Consider the following 15,260-nt stretch of genomic DNA (forward strand, 5'->3'; position numbering starts at 1 on the left):
ATCGTCTTGATCCTGAAGGCAATTGACTGGGTGAAATTATGTTTCAGATTGCATTATTATGCCGCTAATTTCAGACAAAATGTTTGTTTATCTGTGAGGTTTTAGCGCCGGATTTTATCTTGCGCCTGTCAGTGAAAGGTGCCATGATTGCGCGAATTTTCTCCTGTCTGAATGGGGCTGCCTGGGATGAAATTATTCCCCCTACATCGCCTTCCATATCGCCTTTTTGCGCGACGCTTGCCCCTTCCTGCAACATATCTTCACGCTTCCACCATGCGGTGAGGTAAGCGCACGCTCACTGCAGGATAACAGTAAGATCAGAGGCTATCTGCTTTTACTGATGTCTGGCGGTCGGGGCTGGTAACCAGTTTGACCTGTCATTTCGTGGGCAAAGCAGTGCGGCTTTGCCGGGACTTTTGATTTTCCCGAAACGGGTTATTGCGCTTATGAAATCAATGAAAATTGCCGCCAGTGGTGAACTGGTCTCTCGTCTGTCCAGCCATCGTCAGGTAGTCTCGCTGGACAGTACCGATTTTACTGACGTTGCGGCAGTCGTCATTACCGTTGCGGACAGCCGCAGCGGGATCCTTGCTTTGCTTAAACGCACAGGTTTTCATTTACCCGTGTTTCTGTTCGCGGAATCCGATGCGGAGGTGCCAGCGGGAGTAAATGCGGTCATTCGCGGTCAGGCTCAGGAGTGGCTGGAGCTGGAGACTGCTGCCTGTCAGTATGAAGACGATCTACTGCCGCCGTTCTACGACACGCTGACTCAGTATGTCGAAATGGGGAACAGCACGTTTGCCTGCCCGGGACACCAACACGGTGAGTTTTTTAAGAAGCATCCTGCGGGGCGGCATTTCTACGAATTTTTTGGTGAGAATCTGTTTCGTGCGGACATGTGCAACGCTGACGTTAAGCTTGGCGATCTGCTGATTCATGAAGGGTCAGCGAAACATGCGCAGAAATTTGCCGCGAAAGTTTTCCACGCGGATAAAACCTACTTTGTGCTGAACGGAACCTCTGCGGCCAATAAAGTGGTGACCAATGCGCTGCTGACGCGTGGGGATCTGGTGCTTTTTGACCGTAACAACCATAAGTCGAACCACCACGGCGCGCTGATCCAGGCGGGCGCAACGCCGGTTTATCTGGAAGCGGCGCGTAATCCGTTTGGCTTTATCGGCGGCATTGATGAGCACTGCTTTGATGAGCAGTACCTGCGTCAGCAGATCCGTGAAGTTGCGCCACAAAAGGCTGACCAGCCGCGTCCGTTCCGTCTGGCGATCATTCAACTCGGCACTTATGACGGCACGATCTACAACGCCCGGCAGGTGATCGACAAGATCGGTAGCCTGTGTGATTACATCCTGTTTGATTCCGCATGGGTCGGCTACGAGCAATTTATCCCGATGATGGCCGATAGCTCACCGTTGCTGTTGGAGCTTAATGCTAACGATCCGGGGATCTTTGTGACGCAGTCAGTACACAAACAACAGGCTGGGTTCTCGCAAACCTCGCAGATCCACAAAAAGGATAACCACATTCGCGGCCAGGCGCGGTTCTGCCCGCATAAGCGGCTGAACAACGCGTTTATGCTGCATGCTTCCACCAGTCCGTTTTACCCGCTGTTTGCGGCGTTGGACGTTAACGCCAAAATTCATGAAGGCGAGAGCGGTCGTCGGCTATGGGCAGAGTGCGTGGCGCTGGGAATCGAGGCCCGTAAAGCGATAATTGCTCACTGTAAGATGATTCAGCCGTTTATTCCCCCGGTGGTTGATGGCAAACCGTGGGAAACCTATCCGACGGCGGTGATTGCCAGCGAGCGTCGCTTCTTTAGCTTTGAGCCTGGCGCGAAGTGGCATGGTTTTTCCGGTTACGCGCGCGACCAGTATTTTGTCGATCCCTGCAAGCTGTTGTTAACTACCCCGGGCATTGATGCGCAAACCGGGCAATATACTGAGTTTGGTATTCCGGCGACGATTCTGGCGCATTACCTGCGTGAAAACGGCATTGTGCCGGAGAAATGCGACCTCAACTCGATTCTGTTCCTGCTGACCCCGGCTGAAAGCGCAGAGAAAATGGCGCAACTGGTGGCGATGCTGGCGCAGTTTGAACAGCACATTGAGAACGACACGCCGCTGGCTGAAGTGCTGCCCACTATCTTCAACAAGTATCCGGTGCGCTACCGGGATTACACGCTGCGTGAACTGTGTCAGGAGATGCACTCACTGTACGTCAGCTTTGATGTGAAAGATCTGCAAAAAGCGATGTTCCGTCAGGAGAGTCTGCCTGCCGTGGCGATGAATCCGCAGGATGCCAACAGCGCTTTTATTCGTGGTGATGTTGAACTGGTGCGTATTTGTGATGCTGCTGGCCGCATTGCGGCGGAAGGTGCGCTGCCTTATCCTCCGGGCGTGCTGTGCGTGGTGCCTGGCGAAGTCTGGTGCGGGGCGGTGCAACAATACTTCCTGGCGCTGGAAGAGGGTGTAAACCTGCTGCCTGGCTTCTCGCCGGAGCTGCAAGGCGTTTACAGTGAGACGGATGCAGACGGTATTAAGCGTCTGTATGGATATGTTGTGAAATAAGCGCCATCTGGCCAAAAAGAAGGTCACCTGATGGTGACCTTCTTTCATTATAAAGATTAGTGTGCGATGGTCTGCGTGCCTGCCGGAACGCGCACGTGTTTGTATTTAAACAGCGCAACGAAGGCAAATGCCAGAACCAGCGAGTAACCTGCGAAGATTAGCCACACGGTCTGCCAGTCGGTAATACCGTTCAGCGTGTAGTGTTCAACCACTTTGCCGCTCACCAGACCGCCCAGAATACAACCGAAGCCGTTGGTCATCATCAGGAACATACCCTGTGCGCTGGCACGAATTTCAGGGCGAACTTCTTTCTCCACGAACACGGAGCCAGAGATGTTGAAGAAGTCGAAGGCGCAGCCGTAAACAATCATCGACAGAACCAGCAGTACGGTACCGAACGGCGTCGGATCGCCGTAGGCAAACAGACCGAAGCGCAGCATCCACGCGACGATACTGATCAGCATCACGTTCTTAATACCGTAACGGCTTAAGAAGAACGGGATGGTCAGGATAAACAGGGTCTCAGAAATCTGTGAAATCGACATCATCACCGATGCGTGTTCAACGATAAAGCTACCAGAGAACAGCGGGTTGTTGTCGAAGCTGTGCAGGAAGGTATTACCAAACATATTGGTAATCTGCAGCTCTGCGCCCAGCATCATTGAGAAGATGAAGAAAATCGCCATGCGCTTGTTTTTAAACAGCGCAAAGGCATCCAGACCCAGCATAGACGACCAGCTCTGGTTTTTCTGCTGATTGGCGATCGGAATATGCGGCAGCGTCAGGGTGAACAGCGCCAGTACCACAGACAACGTCGCACCGATATACAGCTGCATATGGCTCAGTTCAAAGCCGGAGAAGCTTACGCCCCACATTGCCATGATAAAACCGATGGTGCCCCAGATACGAATTGGCGGGAAATCGGTAACGATATCCATCCCGGCTGATTGCAGACGATAGTAGGAGATGGTGTTGATGAGCCCCAGCGTTGGCATATAGGCCAGCGAGTTAAGCAAAATCACAAAGAACATGGCGCCTGGCGTGGTGACTTCGGCTGCGGCGAACAGCGTTGCGGCACCGACCAGGTGACAAATGGTGTATACCCATTTCGCACTGACCCATTTGTCGGCCACGATCCCTAACAGCGTCGGCATAAACACGGCGGCGATCCCCAGCGAGCTATACACCGCGCCAATGGATGCACCATCGAATTTAAGGGTGACAAACATATAGGAGCCGAGAGTAGTCAGCCAACTACCCCATAAGCAGAACTGCAGAAACGAGAGAACTTTCAGCTGCAGCTTAAGATTCATGTTAATTTCCTCACACCGTAATGCGGATGAATGTTTTAAAAGGCACATTTGCCGTGGCTATATGATGTGATTCTATCAACGAGCAGCACTCTTTTTTTGTTACCTGTGACAAATATTTGCAAACAATTTCTAATTGCAAGGTAAAAGAGTGATGGAGTTAACACTTTTCCCTCTTCTGAACCTCGTTTAAGGGGACAGAAGAGGGATACATTAGCGGCGTCGATATGATTTTTGTGCGGAATTGACCTTGTAAAGGTATCGGCGTGATTCAGCTGATGGGTGTCGGGTGGTCAGGATTTGATAAACGTCCCCAGGGGACATGCTGTTAATGATATTCGCGGCCTGAATTTTATCATTCGAGAACACGCGCAGCACGCTGCCGGCACCGCCGTTATACGCGGTGATCACCGCATAGCGACGCGAGGTTGGATTATCAATGCCGCCCAAATAGACATTGTTGAGCATGGCCAGATAAGCCGTGCCGGTATCAATGTTGCTGGCCGGGTCAAACAGGAAGCTGCGGCTAGGTGTGCCTGAGCGCCCTTGCGAGCGGAACACATCTTTCCCGGCGCTGTGTTGTACCACCTGCATCAGTCCCAGCGCATCGGCATGGCTGACCGCATACGGGTTAAACGAGGATTCGGTTTGCATAATGGCCAGAATCAGCGATTCGTCAACGCCATACTTACGCGATGCCTGACGCACCATGCCGATGTATTTATGCGCGCGCTTATCAAGGTGGTTTGGTACCAGATTGATCGTTACGCTATAAATGATACGCAGGCCATTGCTGCGGCTTTTAAGTCGCGTTTGCAGCAGGTAGTTGGCAAAGTTGGTGGCACGTCCCTCCCAACGAATTGGCTGGCCGGTATTATCGACCACCTGTCCGTACAGGAACGGCTCTTTGGAAATCTTAATGTCGTCGACATCGGAATAGAGATCGATAGAACCCGGATCATCGCCCATCAGCAACGTCTTGATAATCGCCCGACGCAGGTGCCCGGCAGGATCTGTTCCGGCAATGGTCTCGACGGTTATCGTACCGTCATCAAAGTTGATGTGGCTGCGGGTTTGGTACTGATCGGTATACTTTACATAGTCCTTCGGACCCGCAATCAGCACTTCCTTAAATCCCCACAGATTCTCAATGTTATGGGCAAATTGCCCCATCAGAATATCAAAACCGTTGGTATCCTTGACCCAGGCTTCGTTATAGGAATCGCCTTTTTTGGTCGAACTGGAACAGGAGATGAGCAACGGCGCAATAACGGCAAGCGCGAGATATTTTTTCATCATTCCGGGAGTGCGTGTTGTGTTTGTTATATGCAAGGACCAGATTAAATCGTCAGCCGGATAAGCGCAGCGCCATCCGGCAACGGTTCTTATGACTCTGGTGTATAGCCTTCAATATGCACGTCCTTACCCTCAAACAGGAAGTTGATCATCTCCTGCTCCAGCAGTTTACGGTGCTCGACGTTCATCATATTGAGTTTCTTCTCGTTAATCAGCATGGTTTGCTTGTGCTGCCATTGCGCCCAGGCTTCTTTAGAAATCTCGTTATAAATGCGTTTTCCCAGATCGCCTGGGTACAGCTGAAAATCCTGACCTTCTGCTTCGCGTTGCAGGAAAGTGCAAAAAATCGTTCTGCTCATAAAAAATCCTCTCTTTCGACCGCTACGTTAAACCTGTGTACCGGCACGTAATTGCTGTAACAAACGCTCCACGGGAGCCGCCAGCCCAACAGATGGCGGTTGCGCTAAGTTATACCAGAGCGCGTTGCCTTCATCCATGCATGAGGTGCATGAAGACACGGGAAGCCACATAGGCACAATATCTAAGTGGAAATGGCTAAAGGTATGGCGAAACGCATTAAGTTGGATCAGATTATCTGTGTTAATTTGCCGTTGCGCCAGCCACTTACGCAGCCCATCTTCGTCGTCAAACTGCGGAAAACAGTATAAACCACCCCATAAGCCACTGGGCGGACGCTGCGATAGCAACACCTCGTCATCATGCTGCAGCAGTAAAAAATAGCCCGTACGTTCCGGTAACGTCTGTTTGGGTTTTTTACCAGGATACAGCGCCCAGCTTGCATTGGCGGCCGCTACACAGCCATTTTCTAACGGACACAGCGAACATTTAGGCTTTGAACGTGTACAAACCATAGCGCCTAAATCCATCATCGCCTGGTTAAAACGCTCAACGCCGTGGGCAGGCGTAACCTGCTCGCTCAGCTCCCACAGTTTCTTTTCGACCTCTTTTTTCCCCGGCCAGCCGCTTACAGCATAACAGCGAGCCAGCACGCGTTTGACGTTACCGTCAAGAATCGGAAAATGCTGACCCAGAGAGAGTGAAAGGATCGCGCCTGCGGTCGAGCGTCCAACGCCTGGCAGGGCGGCGACCTCATCAAAGGTTTGCGGAAAAGTACCGCCATGCAGCGCCACAACCTGCTGCGCGGCTTTATGTAAATTGCGCGCACGGGCGTAATAGCCCAGCCCGGTCCATAAATGCAGGACTTCATCCAGCGGCGCATGGGCCAAATCCGTTACCGTCGGGAAGCGCGTCATAAAGCGCTCAAAATAGGGGATAACGGTGGCAACCTGAGTTTGTTGCAGCATCACCTCAGAGAGCCATACTTTGTAAGGCGTCTTGTCAATTTGCCAGGGCAGCGTCTTGCGCCCGTATTTGTCGTACCAGCTCAAAACCTGAGCTGAAAATTGAGAGGCTTGCATGATTACCGTTTCATTAATTGCCGGGGGCAAGATTGCAGCACAGCGGCAACGGGGTGTAAACCGGAACTTTCAGCTGCTCACTTTCTTCCTTTACTTGCATCCGGCAACTAACTTTGGATAATGCCCGTTTTCAGAACTCAAACACAGCAGACTAAACTTTTATGAAGAACGACGTCATTTCACCGGAATTTGATGAAAACGGCCGCCCTCTGCGCCGGATTCGTAGTTTTGTTCGTCGCCAGGGGCGACTGACGAAAGGGCAGGAACACGCGCTGGAAAACTACTGGCCGGTGATGGGCGTTGAGTTCAGCGAAGAGCCTGTAGATTTCGCTGCACTGTTTGGTCGCGATGCGCCAGTCACGCTTGAAATTGGTTTTGGGATGGGGGCTTCGCTGGTGGCGATGGCGAAAGCGCGTCCCGAACAGAATTTCCTCGGCATCGAGGTTCACTCGCCGGGCGTTGGCGCGTGTCTGGCTTCAGCCCATGAAGAGGGCGTCGAGAACTTGCGTGTCATGTGCCATGATGCCGTTGAAGTCCTGCATAAAATGATTCCTGACAATTCTTTATCTATGGTTCAGCTGTTTTTCCCTGACCCGTGGCATAAAGCACGTCATAATAAACGCCGTATCGTTCAGGTACCGTTTGCTGAGCATATCTTAAGTAAGCTGAAGCTGGGCGGCGTGTTCCATATGGCAACCGACTGGGAAGCGTATGCGGAGCACATGCTGGAAGTGATGTCCTCTATCGACGGGTATAAAAACCAGTCAGAGAGTAACGATTATGTACCGCGCCCACAATCGCGCCCGGTAACCAAATTTGAACAACGTGGTCATCGTCTTGGCCACGGCGTATGGGACTTAATGTTCGAGAGGGTGAAATAATGGCAAAGAACCGTAGCCGTCGTCTGCGTAAAAAAATGCACATCGACGAATTCCAGGAAATAGGATTTTCGGTTGCATGGCGTTTCCCGGAAGGTACATCTGGAGAGCAGGTTGATAAAATCGTTGATGACTTTATCGATGAGGTTATCGAACCTAACAAACTGGCCTTTGACGGCAGCGGCTATCTGGCCTGGGAAGGTCTGATCTGTCTGCAGGAAATCGGCAAATGCACCGAAGAACATCAGGCAATCGTCCGTAAGTGGCTGGAAGAGCATAAACTTGAAGAAGTGCGCACCAGCGAACTTTTCGATATTTGGTGGGACTAAGTAGCACAGGGTCGGCAAATGCCGGCCCGATTTGTATTGAGGGAAAGATATGATGCGCAAAACGCTGCTGGCGGCAGTCCTAACGTTCACGGCGATGGCCGCACATGCCGATTATCAGTGCAGCGTCACCCCACGTGACGATGTGATTTTGAACCCACAAACGGTGCAGGTGAAAGGCGAAAACGGCGATTTGGTTATTACCCAGGCCGGCGATGTCACCTTTAACGGTAAGCAGTACAACCTGAACGCCGCACAGCGTGAGCAGGCTAAAGATTATCAGGCCGCGTTGCGTAGCAGCCTGCCGTGGATTGACGAAGGTGCCAGAGCGCGCGTAGAGAAAGGTCGCGTGGCGCTGGACAAAATCATCGCCAAAGAGGTCGGTGAAAGCAGCAACATGCGTGGCCGCTTAACCAAGCTGGATGCGCAATTGAAAGCGCAGATGAACCGCATCATCGAACATCGTACTGATGGGCTGACCTTCCACTATAAGGCGATTGACCAGGTCCGCGCCGACGGGCAGCAATTAGTGAATCAGGCGATGGGCGGCATTTTGCAGGACAGCATCAACGAGATGGGCGCCAAAGCTGTGCTCAAAGGCGGCGGTAACCCGCTGCAGGGCGTGCTCGGGAGCCTCGGTGGTTTGCAAACGTCAATTCAGAACGAATGGAAGAATCAGGAACAAGACTTCCAGCAGTTTGGCAAAGATGTTTGCGCCCGCGTCGTGACGCTGGAAAACGATCGTAAAACGCTGGTTAGCACGTTGAAATAATTTTCACCTCTTTTTAACGGCACAGAAACATTCTGTGCCGTTTTATTTTGTATCTTTCTGTTTTTTTGATATCCATCTCTAAGAATGGCAATTTGATGGAGATATAAATCTGGTTAATTGGATGCCGTCACATTATTCATCTGTAAGATAGACATAATGCTGCAAATTCAAGTAACTGGAGAAATAACATGGAGTTTTTCAAGAAAACGGCACTTGCCGCACTGGTTATGGGTTTCAGCGGCGCGGCGCTTGCACTGCCAAACATCACTATTTTAGCAACCGGCGGGACCATTGCCGGCGGTGGTGATTCCGCGACAAAATCTAACTACACGGCAGGCAAGGTAGGCGTAGAGAATCTGGTTGAAGCCGTACCTCAGTTGAAAGACATCGCGGTTGTTAAAGGCGAGCAGGTGGTGAACATCGGCTCTCAGGATATGAATGACGACGTCTGGTTAACGCTGGCGAAAAAGATTAACACCGAGTGTGATAAAACCGATGGTTTTGTGGTGACGCATGGTACGGATACCATGGAAGAAACCGCCTATTTCCTCGACCTGACCGTCAAGTGCAACAAGCCGGTAGTGCTGGTGGGTGCAATGCGTCCGTCTACAGGGATGAGCGCCGATGGCCCGTTCAACCTGTATAACGCAGTGGTGACGGCTGCAGACAAAGCCTCTGCCAACCGTGGCGTGCTGGTGGTGATGAACGACACCGTGATGGATGGTCGCGACGTGACCAAAACCAACACTACCGATGTAGCCACCTTCAAATCCGTTAACTATGGCCCGCTGGGCTACATCCATAACGGCAAGATTGACTACCAGCGTACGCCTGCGCGTAAGCACACCACGTCTACTCCGTTCGATGTGTCTAAGCTGACCGAACTGCCGAAAGTGGGGATTGTTTACAACTACGCTAACGCCTCGGATCTGCCAGCCAAAGCACTGGTCGACGCGGGTTATGCGGGTATCGTCAGTGCGGGTGTAGGTAACGGCAACTTGTATAAAACGGTATTCGATACGCTGGCCACTGCCGCGCATAAAGGTACCGTCGTGGTGCGTTCCTCCCGTGTACCAACCGGCTCCACTACGCAGGATGCTGAAGTTGATGATGCGAAATACGGCTTTGTGGCTTCAGGTTCTCTGAACCCGCAAAAAGCGCGTGTTCTGCTGCAGCTTGCGCTGACGCAAACCAAGGATCCTAAGCAGATCCAGGAAATGTTTAATCAGTATTAATCGATGCAGGTGGCTGCGCTTATCGCCCTAACCCTGTAGGGCTGATAAGCGCAGCGCCATCAGGCAATTTGCCGGATGGCGGCTCAAGGCCTTATCCGGCCTACATCGTTACCGTATTACTCCGCCAGAAACAGCTCCAGCAGCGAATTCAAAAACAGCTTACCGTGTTGGGTAATCTGCCAGTATTCATCGCATTCACTCAGGTAACCCTGGGCGATAGCTGCATCAATCTGTCGACGAATAACGTCTTCGGCAAGCCCGGTGTATTGCGTGAATTCTGCACGCGGCGCGGCCTCCAGTAACCGGAAACGGTTCATAAAGAACTCGAACGGCTTGTCGGCTTCGGCGACATCACGCTGGCTTTCCAGGTAACGTCCTTGCATGTATCCGCGTGGATGCCGCGTTTTGGTGGTGCGCAGGATGCGTCCGTCCGGGAAAGTGATTTTGCCGTGCGCGCCGCAGCCAATGCCAAGATAGTCGCCAAAACGCCAGTAATTGAGATTGTGCTGACACTGATAGCCCGGTTTCGCATAGGCTGAGGTTTCGTACTGTTGATACCCCGCTGCAGTCAGCAACTGGTGGCCTTGCTCAAAAATATCCCACAGCGCGTCATCGTCCGGTAATACCGGCGGACGTGAACCAAATAGCGTGTTGGGTTCGATAGTCAGCTGATACCAGGAGAGATGCGGCGGGTTGAGCGCGATGGCCTGTTGCAAATCGCCCAACGCCTCTTCCAGAGTCTGATCCGGCAGGCCGTGCATCAGATCGAGATTAAAGCTACGTAGCCCCAGACCGCTCGCCAGATTCGCGGCACGTTTGGCTTCTTCCGGTCCGTGAATACGCCCCAGGCGCTCAAGTTTGGCGGCGCTAAAGCTCTGTACGCCAATGGAGATTCGGTTTACGCCAGCGCGTTGATAATCAACAAAGCGATCGGCTTCCACCGTACCGGGATTCGCCTCCATCGTGATTTCTGCATCCGCGGCCAGCTTCAGGCGTGCGCGCACGCCGTCGAGCAGTGTTTGCATTGCCGGGCCAGAAAGCAGGCTCGGCGTACCGCCACCGATAAAAATTGTCTTTACTTCACGTTCCTGGGCGTGGGCAACCTCAGTATCCAGATCGCTCAACAGATGCTGCACATAGTCGTCATGAGGAACATCGCCCTTCAGTGCATGCGAGTTAAAGTCGCAGTACGGACATTTTTGCACGCACCACGGGATGTGAATATAAAGACTTAGCGGCGGAAGCTTAACCATTACGCAGGGCATCCAGCAGCAGCTTCAACGCCTGTCCGCGGTGAGAAATCGCACTTTTCTCTTCCCGGGTCAGTTCAGCCGCCGTTTTCCCTTCAGTCGGCACAAAGAAGATCGGGTCGTAGCCAAAGCCACCGTTTCCGGCAGGTTCACGGGTAATAATACCCGGCCAGCTTCCGTGGCACACTACCGGCGTTGGATCGTCTGCGTGGCGCATATAGACCAGCACGCAGTGGAACTGTGCCTGGCGCTTGTCATCAGGAACATCCTGCAGGGTGTGAAGCAGTTTTTCCAGGTTCTGCCTGTCGGTCGCATCTTCGCCGGAATAACGGGCCGAATAGATGCCCGGCGCGCCGCCCAGGGCGTTCACCGCCAGACCAGAGTCATCAGCAATGGCCGGCAGTCCGGTAATTTGCGCGGCATGACGCGCCTTCAGAATGGCATTCTCAATAAACGTCAGCCCGGTCTCTTCTGCAGAATCAACACCCAGATCCGTTTGGGCAACGACATCAAGTCCGAAATCACTCAGAAGAGAGGCGAGTTCACGCACTTTACCGGCATTGCCGGTCGCGAGGACAACTTTTTGCATGGGATACCTAATCAGTTAGTGCCGCAATTTCGGGCGGGATCTGTTGCGGATGAATGATTTTAACCTGTTTGTGACGGCCAAGCTCGCCCTTCTCAATAACGACCTGGCTTTTTGCCACACGGAACTGTTTGCCGAGAAATTTCACCAGATGGCTGTTCGCTTGCCCATCCACCGGCGGGGCGGTAATGGCGACTTTTACTTCGTCGCCATGCAAACCCACAATACTGTCACGGCTGGCTTTAGGCTGAATGTAGAGCCGTAAAACCAGACCGTCGTCGCAGGGTGTAACGGCACTCATAGCGCCATCCACAGCCCCGGCAGCAGCATATTGCCTGTCGCCTGTAACACTTCCGCGATACCCATGTTAATCACATAGAGCAGCAGAACCAGAATCATCGGCGAGAAATCGATGCCGCCCATGCCCGGGAGGATACGACGGATAGGGCGCAGCAGTGGGTCCGCCAGTTGGATCAACACATATTCCACAGGGCTGCGGCCCTGACTGACCCAGCTCATAATCGCCATCACCAGCAGTACCCAGAAAATCAGCAGTCCGATGGTCTTGAGGACAATCAGTACGGCGGCGATCCAGATGATCGGCTGGAACGTGACCACCTTAAACAGCACGATGGCTTTGATAAAGCTGAGAACGAGCGCCACTAATGCCGAGGCGCTGTCAATCGGCCCCATCGGGGGAATCACACGGCGTAACGGCCCAATAACAGGCTGAGTGATTTTCACTATAAACTGCGAGAACGGGTTGTAAAAATCGCAGCGAGACCATTGCATCCACACGCGTAGCAGCAGCGCCATGGTATACAGCTCAATTACCGTTGAGAGCAGGAAGGTCAACGTATTCATGGTGTTCCTTAGTTTTCCTTATTTTTTAGTGTAATCACGAGCACCAAAAATGGCGGTGCCAATGCGCACCATCGTGCTACCCGCCGCAATTGCGGCATCCATATCATCAGACATCCCCAGTGAGAGGGTGTCGATGCCTGGGTAGCGTGTTTTCAACCCGGTAAATGCTACAGCCATTTGCTGTGCAACTTCAAACTGCCTTACATAATCTGACTCAGGCGCCGGAATTGCCATCAGACCACGCAGGTTAATACGCGGCAATGCGGCGACTTCAGCGGCCAGTGCATCAAGCTCTGCCAGCGGAATACCCGACTTACTGTTTTCATCGCTGATATTAATCTGTATCAGCACATTCAGCGGCGGTAGTTCCTCCGGACGCTGCTCGCTCAGACGGGTAGCGATGCGCAGACGATCAATCGTATGACACCAGTCAAAATGTTCAGCGACCAGACGGCTTTTGTTGGACTGCAGTGGGCCGATAAAATGCCACTGCAGATCGTTGACGCCTTGTTCCCGGAAGTAGCGAATTTTATCCACCCCTTCCTGAACATAATTTTCACCGAAGGCTCGCTGACCTGCGGCAATGGCATCTTCGATGGCGCTCGCAGGTTTGGTTTTACTGACTGCAAGCAACGTAACTTCTTCTGAAGACCGCCCGCAACGCGTCGCGGCGGCTGAGATTTTGTCCCGGACATGTGCCAGGTTATGCGCGATATCGTTCATTTTCCGAGGATGTTCATATGAATATGGAAGAAATAGTGGCCCTTAGTGTAAAGCATAACGTGTCGGATCTACACCTGTGCAATGCATGGCCTGCGCGTTGGCGCATACGCGGAAATGTCGAAATCGCGCCGTTTACCACGCCTGACGTAGAGACGTTGCTGATGTGCTGGCTCAGTGAGCAACAACAGGTACAGTGGCAGAAACAGGGGCAGCTGGATTTTGCCATTACGCTGGCGTACTCACGGCGTCTGCGTGCGAGCGCATTTGTTCATCAGCAGGGAATCTCTCTGGCGCTAAGGCTATTGCCGCTTGATTGCCCATGTTTGGATGATCTCCAGACTCCCGCCGCCTTACCTGAGCTGCTGCACAGTGAAAATGGATTAATTCTGGTGACCGGCGCTACCGGCAGCGGTAAATCAACGACCCTGGCGGCGATGGTGGCATATCTTAATCAGCACGTCGCGGGACATATTTTGACGCTGGAAGATCCCATTGAATATCGTCACACCAGCCAGCGTTGTCTCATTCAACAACGGGAGGTGGGCGTACACTGCGCTTCTTTCGCCGCCGGTTTGCGCGGCGCGCTACGCGAAGATCCTGATGTCATTTTGCTGGGCGAGCTGCGCGACGTGGAAACCATTCGTCTGGCGTTAACGGCTGCGGAAACCGGGCATCTGGTGCTGGCAACGTTACACACGCGGGGGGCGGCTCAGGCTATTGCGCGGCTGGTGGATACCTTTCCTGCACCTGAGAAAGATCCGGTGCGTAATCAGCTGGCAGACAGCCTGCGGGCAGTGCTTTCGCAAAAGCTGGAACAAGATAAGCAGGGAGGACGCGTGGCGCTATTCGAACTGCTCATCAACACGCCCGCCGTTGGTAACCTGATCCGTGAAGGGAAAACGCATCAGCTACCCGGCATAATGCAAACCGGGCAACAGACAGGCATGCAGACGTTTACGCAAAGCCTGCAGCAGCGCCAGGCGCAGGGACGGCTTTAGTAGCCCTGCTCGAAATAGCTTTCGAGAATAATAACGGCAGAAGCGGAGTCCACTTTACCTTTATTCAGTGCCCGGTATCCGCCTTGCTCAAACAGGCCGGAGCGGGCTTCGACGGTACTCAAACGCTCATCATGCAACGTCACGGTAACGCCAAAACGACCGTGAATACGGTTAGCGAACTTGCGTGCGCGTGCGGTAAGGGGTTGTTCGGTGCCATCCATATTGAGCGGTAAGCCGACAATGATTTCGTCCGGCTGCCACTCTTTCAGCAGACGTTCAATCAAATTCCAGTCCGGCGTACCGTCCTGTGCTTTGATCGCGGGCAAGGGTCTCGCGGTACCGGTAATACGCTGACCAATCGCAACGCCAATGCTTTTGGTACCAAAGTCGAAAGAGAGTAATGTTCCGCTCATCAGGCATGTCCCGCCACGCCAGGCATGGTCAGAATATCTATCCCGATAAGTTTCGCCGCATCGCGCCAGCGGTCGGCAATCGGCGTTTTAAACAAGATGTTGAGATCGGCGGGGGCCGTAAGCCAGGCATTATCCAGCAGTTCTTGTTCGAGCTGGCCTTTTTCCCATGATGAATAGCCTAGCGCAACCAGCACCTCAGAGGGTTGCTCCTGCGTACCTAAGGTTTCTAATACATCGCGGGAGGTGGTGATGATGGTGTTATCTGAAATGCGGATACTGGATGCAAAGCGTGACGGCGGGGTATGCAGAATAAACCCACGGTCTTCCGCCAGCGGTCCGCCGAGCATCACCGGTTTATCCAGACGAATAGCCGGATCGCGTGCTTCAGGTGTAATTTTCAGCTTTTCCAGAATCCCTTCAATTTGTAAGTTTTCCAGAGGTTTATTGATGATAATCCCCATTGCTCCGTTCTCATTGTGTTCACAGATATACACCACGGAACGGCGGAAAATCGGATCCTGGAGAGCAGGCATGGCAATAAGAAAGTGATGCTGTAAATTCATTGTCAGAGGTTCTGTTTCCTGGTTC

Annotated in this window: 17 protein-coding genes; 6 read left to right on the forward strand and 11 right to left on the reverse strand. The window is 52.7% G+C overall.

Features of this window, described 5'->3' with window-relative positions:
* Positions 1–446: 446 nt before the first annotated feature.
* Complete coding sequence (locus tag AC534G_RS03980) at positions 447–2,582, forward strand: ornithine decarboxylase (protein WP_110496874.1); 2,136 nt, start codon at positions 447–449, stop codon at positions 2,580–2,582.
* A gap of 56 nt (positions 2,583–2,638) precedes the next feature.
* On the opposite strand, the gene AC534G_RS03985 is transcribed toward AC534G_RS03980, so the two are convergent.
* The 4 genes from AC534G_RS03985 to mutY form a co-directional block, all read right to left on the reverse strand.
* Positions 2,639–3,895 carry a nucleoside permease gene (locus AC534G_RS03985; RefSeq protein ID WP_110496876.1) on the reverse strand — a complete coding sequence of 419 codons (1,257 nt, stop codon included), beginning with the start codon at positions 3,893–3,895 and terminating at the stop codon, positions 2,639–2,641.
* Between the two features lie 210 nt (positions 3,896–4,105).
* Positions 4,106–5,191: a membrane-bound lytic murein transglycosylase MltC gene (gene mltC / locus AC534G_RS03990; RefSeq protein ID WP_129694833.1), complete on the reverse strand. Its 1,086-nt coding sequence runs from the start codon at positions 5,189–5,191 to the stop codon at positions 4,106–4,108.
* 86 nt (positions 5,192–5,277) lie between these two features.
* A complete protein-coding gene (locus AC534G_RS03995) occupies positions 5,278–5,547 on the reverse strand; it encodes an oxidative damage protection protein (RefSeq protein ID WP_003027126.1) in 270 nt (89 codons plus the stop codon).
* A 27-nt stretch (positions 5,548–5,574) separates the two neighbouring features.
* Complete coding sequence (gene mutY / locus AC534G_RS04000) at positions 5,575–6,627, reverse strand: A/G-specific adenine glycosylase (RefSeq protein WP_110496878.1); 1,053 nt, start codon at positions 6,625–6,627, stop codon at positions 5,575–5,577.
* A gap of 161 nt (positions 6,628–6,788) precedes the next feature.
* On the opposite strand from mutY, the gene trmB reads away from it, so the two are divergent.
* The 4 genes from trmB (at position 6,789) to ansB (ending at position 9,838) form a co-directional block, all read left to right on the forward strand.
* Positions 6,789–7,508 (forward strand): tRNA (guanosine(46)-N7)-methyltransferase TrmB, encoded by a 720-nt coding sequence (gene trmB, locus AC534G_RS04005; protein ID WP_038633629.1) that lies wholly within the window; start codon positions 6,789–6,791, stop codon positions 7,506–7,508.
* Positions 7,508–7,834, forward strand: coding sequence for a YggL family protein (locus tag AC534G_RS04010; RefSeq protein WP_038633626.1), 327 nt, complete (start codon positions 7,508–7,510; stop codon positions 7,832–7,834). Before trmB ends, AC534G_RS04010 begins: the two co-directional genes overlap by 1 nt.
* 49 nt (positions 7,835–7,883) lie before the next feature.
* Positions 7,884–8,603 carry a YggN family protein gene (locus AC534G_RS04015; protein ID WP_038633622.1) on the forward strand — a complete coding sequence of 240 codons (720 nt, stop codon included), beginning with the start codon at positions 7,884–7,886 and terminating at the stop codon, positions 8,601–8,603.
* Between the two features lie 188 nt (positions 8,604–8,791).
* On the forward strand, positions 8,792–9,838 hold the full coding sequence (gene ansB, locus AC534G_RS04020; protein WP_038633619.1) for an L-asparaginase 2: 1,047 nt from the start codon (positions 8,792–8,794) through the stop codon (positions 9,836–9,838).
* A 116-nt stretch (positions 9,839–9,954) separates the two neighbouring features.
* On the opposite strand, the gene hemW is transcribed toward ansB, so the two are convergent.
* The 5 genes from hemW to AC534G_RS04045 are packed head-to-tail and all read right to left on the reverse strand — an operon-like array spanning position 9,955 to position 13,261.
* On the reverse strand, positions 9,955–11,091 hold the full coding sequence (gene hemW / locus AC534G_RS04025; RefSeq protein ID WP_110496880.1) for a radical SAM family heme chaperone HemW: 1,137 nt from the start codon (positions 11,089–11,091) through the stop codon (positions 9,955–9,957).
* Positions 11,084–11,677 carry an XTP/dITP diphosphatase gene (locus tag AC534G_RS04030; RefSeq protein ID WP_038633614.1) on the reverse strand — a complete coding sequence of 198 codons (594 nt, stop codon included), beginning with the start codon at positions 11,675–11,677 and terminating at the stop codon, positions 11,084–11,086. Before AC534G_RS04030 ends, hemW begins: the two co-directional genes overlap by 8 nt.
* A gap of 7 nt (positions 11,678–11,684) precedes the next feature.
* The gene (yggU, locus tag AC534G_RS04035) at positions 11,685–11,975 is read right to left on the reverse strand and encodes a DUF167 family protein YggU (RefSeq protein WP_003027101.1); all 291 of its coding nucleotides are present in this window, start codon (positions 11,973–11,975) and stop codon (positions 11,685–11,687) included.
* A complete protein-coding gene (locus tag AC534G_RS04040) occupies positions 11,972–12,538 on the reverse strand; it encodes a YggT family protein (RefSeq protein ID WP_038633609.1) in 567 nt (188 codons plus the stop codon). The genes yggU and AC534G_RS04040 overlap by 4 nt, the downstream gene beginning before the upstream one ends.
* A gap of 18 nt (positions 12,539–12,556) precedes the next feature.
* Positions 12,557–13,261, reverse strand: coding sequence for a YggS family pyridoxal phosphate-dependent enzyme (locus AC534G_RS04045; protein WP_069324800.1), 705 nt, complete (start codon positions 13,259–13,261; stop codon positions 12,557–12,559).
* A gap of 17 nt (positions 13,262–13,278) precedes the next feature.
* On the opposite strand from AC534G_RS04045, the gene AC534G_RS04050 reads away from it, so the two are divergent.
* Entirely contained in the window at positions 13,279–14,259 is a 981-nt protein-coding gene (locus tag AC534G_RS04050; RefSeq protein ID WP_110496882.1) for a type IV pilus twitching motility protein PilT, read from the forward strand.
* Here AC534G_RS04050 and ruvX read toward each other — a convergent pair.
* Together ruvX and AC534G_RS04060 are read right to left on the reverse strand one after the other, a co-directional pair.
* Complete coding sequence (ruvX, locus tag AC534G_RS04055; RefSeq protein ID WP_038633601.1) at positions 14,256–14,672, reverse strand: Holliday junction resolvase RuvX; 417 nt, start codon at positions 14,670–14,672, stop codon at positions 14,256–14,258. The genes AC534G_RS04050 and ruvX overlap by 4 nt on opposite strands.
* Positions 14,672–15,235, reverse strand: a complete 564-nt coding sequence (locus tag AC534G_RS04060) for a YqgE/AlgH family protein (protein ID WP_032940453.1) — start codon at positions 15,233–15,235, stop codon at positions 14,672–14,674. Before AC534G_RS04060 ends, ruvX begins: the two co-directional genes overlap by 1 nt.
* Between the last annotated feature and the right edge of the window lie 25 nt (positions 15,236–15,260).

Source organism: Citrobacter sp. CRE-46, assembly GCF_059615875.1.

Excerpts from the sequence above, each read along its gene's own strand:
- AC534G_RS03980 (WP_110496874.1), top strand. The coding sequence starts at position 447 with ATGAAATCAATGAAAATTGCCGCCAGTGGTGAACTGGTCTCTCGTCTG.
- AC534G_RS03985 (WP_110496876.1), bottom strand. The coding sequence starts at position 3,895 with ATGAATCTTAAGCTGCAGCTGAAAGTTCTCTCGTTTCTGCAGTTCTGC.
- mltC (WP_129694833.1), bottom strand. The coding sequence starts at position 5,191 with ATGATGAAAAAATATCTCGCGCTTGCCGTTATTGCGCCGTTGCTCATC.
- AC534G_RS03995 (WP_003027126.1), bottom strand. The coding sequence starts at position 5,547 with ATGAGCAGAACGATTTTTTGCACTTTCCTGCAACGCGAAGCAGAAGGT.
- mutY (WP_110496878.1), bottom strand. The coding sequence starts at position 6,627 with ATGCAAGCCTCTCAATTTTCAGCTCAGGTTTTGAGCTGGTACGACAAA.
- trmB (WP_038633629.1), top strand. The coding sequence starts at position 6,789 with ATGAAGAACGACGTCATTTCACCGGAATTTGATGAAAACGGCCGCCCT.
- AC534G_RS04010 (WP_038633626.1), top strand. The coding sequence starts at position 7,508 with ATGGCAAAGAACCGTAGCCGTCGTCTGCGTAAAAAAATGCACATCGAC.
- AC534G_RS04015 (WP_038633622.1), top strand. The coding sequence starts at position 7,884 with ATGATGCGCAAAACGCTGCTGGCGGCAGTCCTAACGTTCACGGCGATG.
- ansB (WP_038633619.1), top strand. The coding sequence starts at position 8,792 with ATGGAGTTTTTCAAGAAAACGGCACTTGCCGCACTGGTTATGGGTTTC.
- hemW (WP_110496880.1), bottom strand. The coding sequence starts at position 11,091 with ATGGTTAAGCTTCCGCCGCTAAGTCTTTATATTCACATCCCGTGGTGC.
- AC534G_RS04030 (WP_038633614.1), bottom strand. The coding sequence starts at position 11,677 with ATGCAAAAAGTTGTCCTCGCGACCGGCAATGCCGGTAAAGTGCGTGAA.
- yggU (WP_003027101.1), bottom strand. The coding sequence starts at position 11,975 with ATGAGTGCCGTTACACCCTGCGACGACGGTCTGGTTTTACGGCTCTAC.
- AC534G_RS04040 (WP_038633609.1), bottom strand. The coding sequence starts at position 12,538 with ATGAATACGTTGACCTTCCTGCTCTCAACGGTAATTGAGCTGTATACC.
- AC534G_RS04045 (WP_069324800.1), bottom strand. The coding sequence starts at position 13,261 with ATGAACGATATCGCGCATAACCTGGCACATGTCCGGGACAAAATCTCA.
- AC534G_RS04050 (WP_110496882.1), top strand. The coding sequence starts at position 13,279 with ATGAATATGGAAGAAATAGTGGCCCTTAGTGTAAAGCATAACGTGTCG.
- ruvX (WP_038633601.1), bottom strand. The coding sequence starts at position 14,672 with ATGAGCGGAACATTACTCTCTTTCGACTTTGGTACCAAAAGCATTGGC.
- AC534G_RS04060 (WP_032940453.1), bottom strand. The coding sequence starts at position 15,235 with ATGAATTTACAGCATCACTTTCTTATTGCCATGCCTGCTCTCCAGGAT.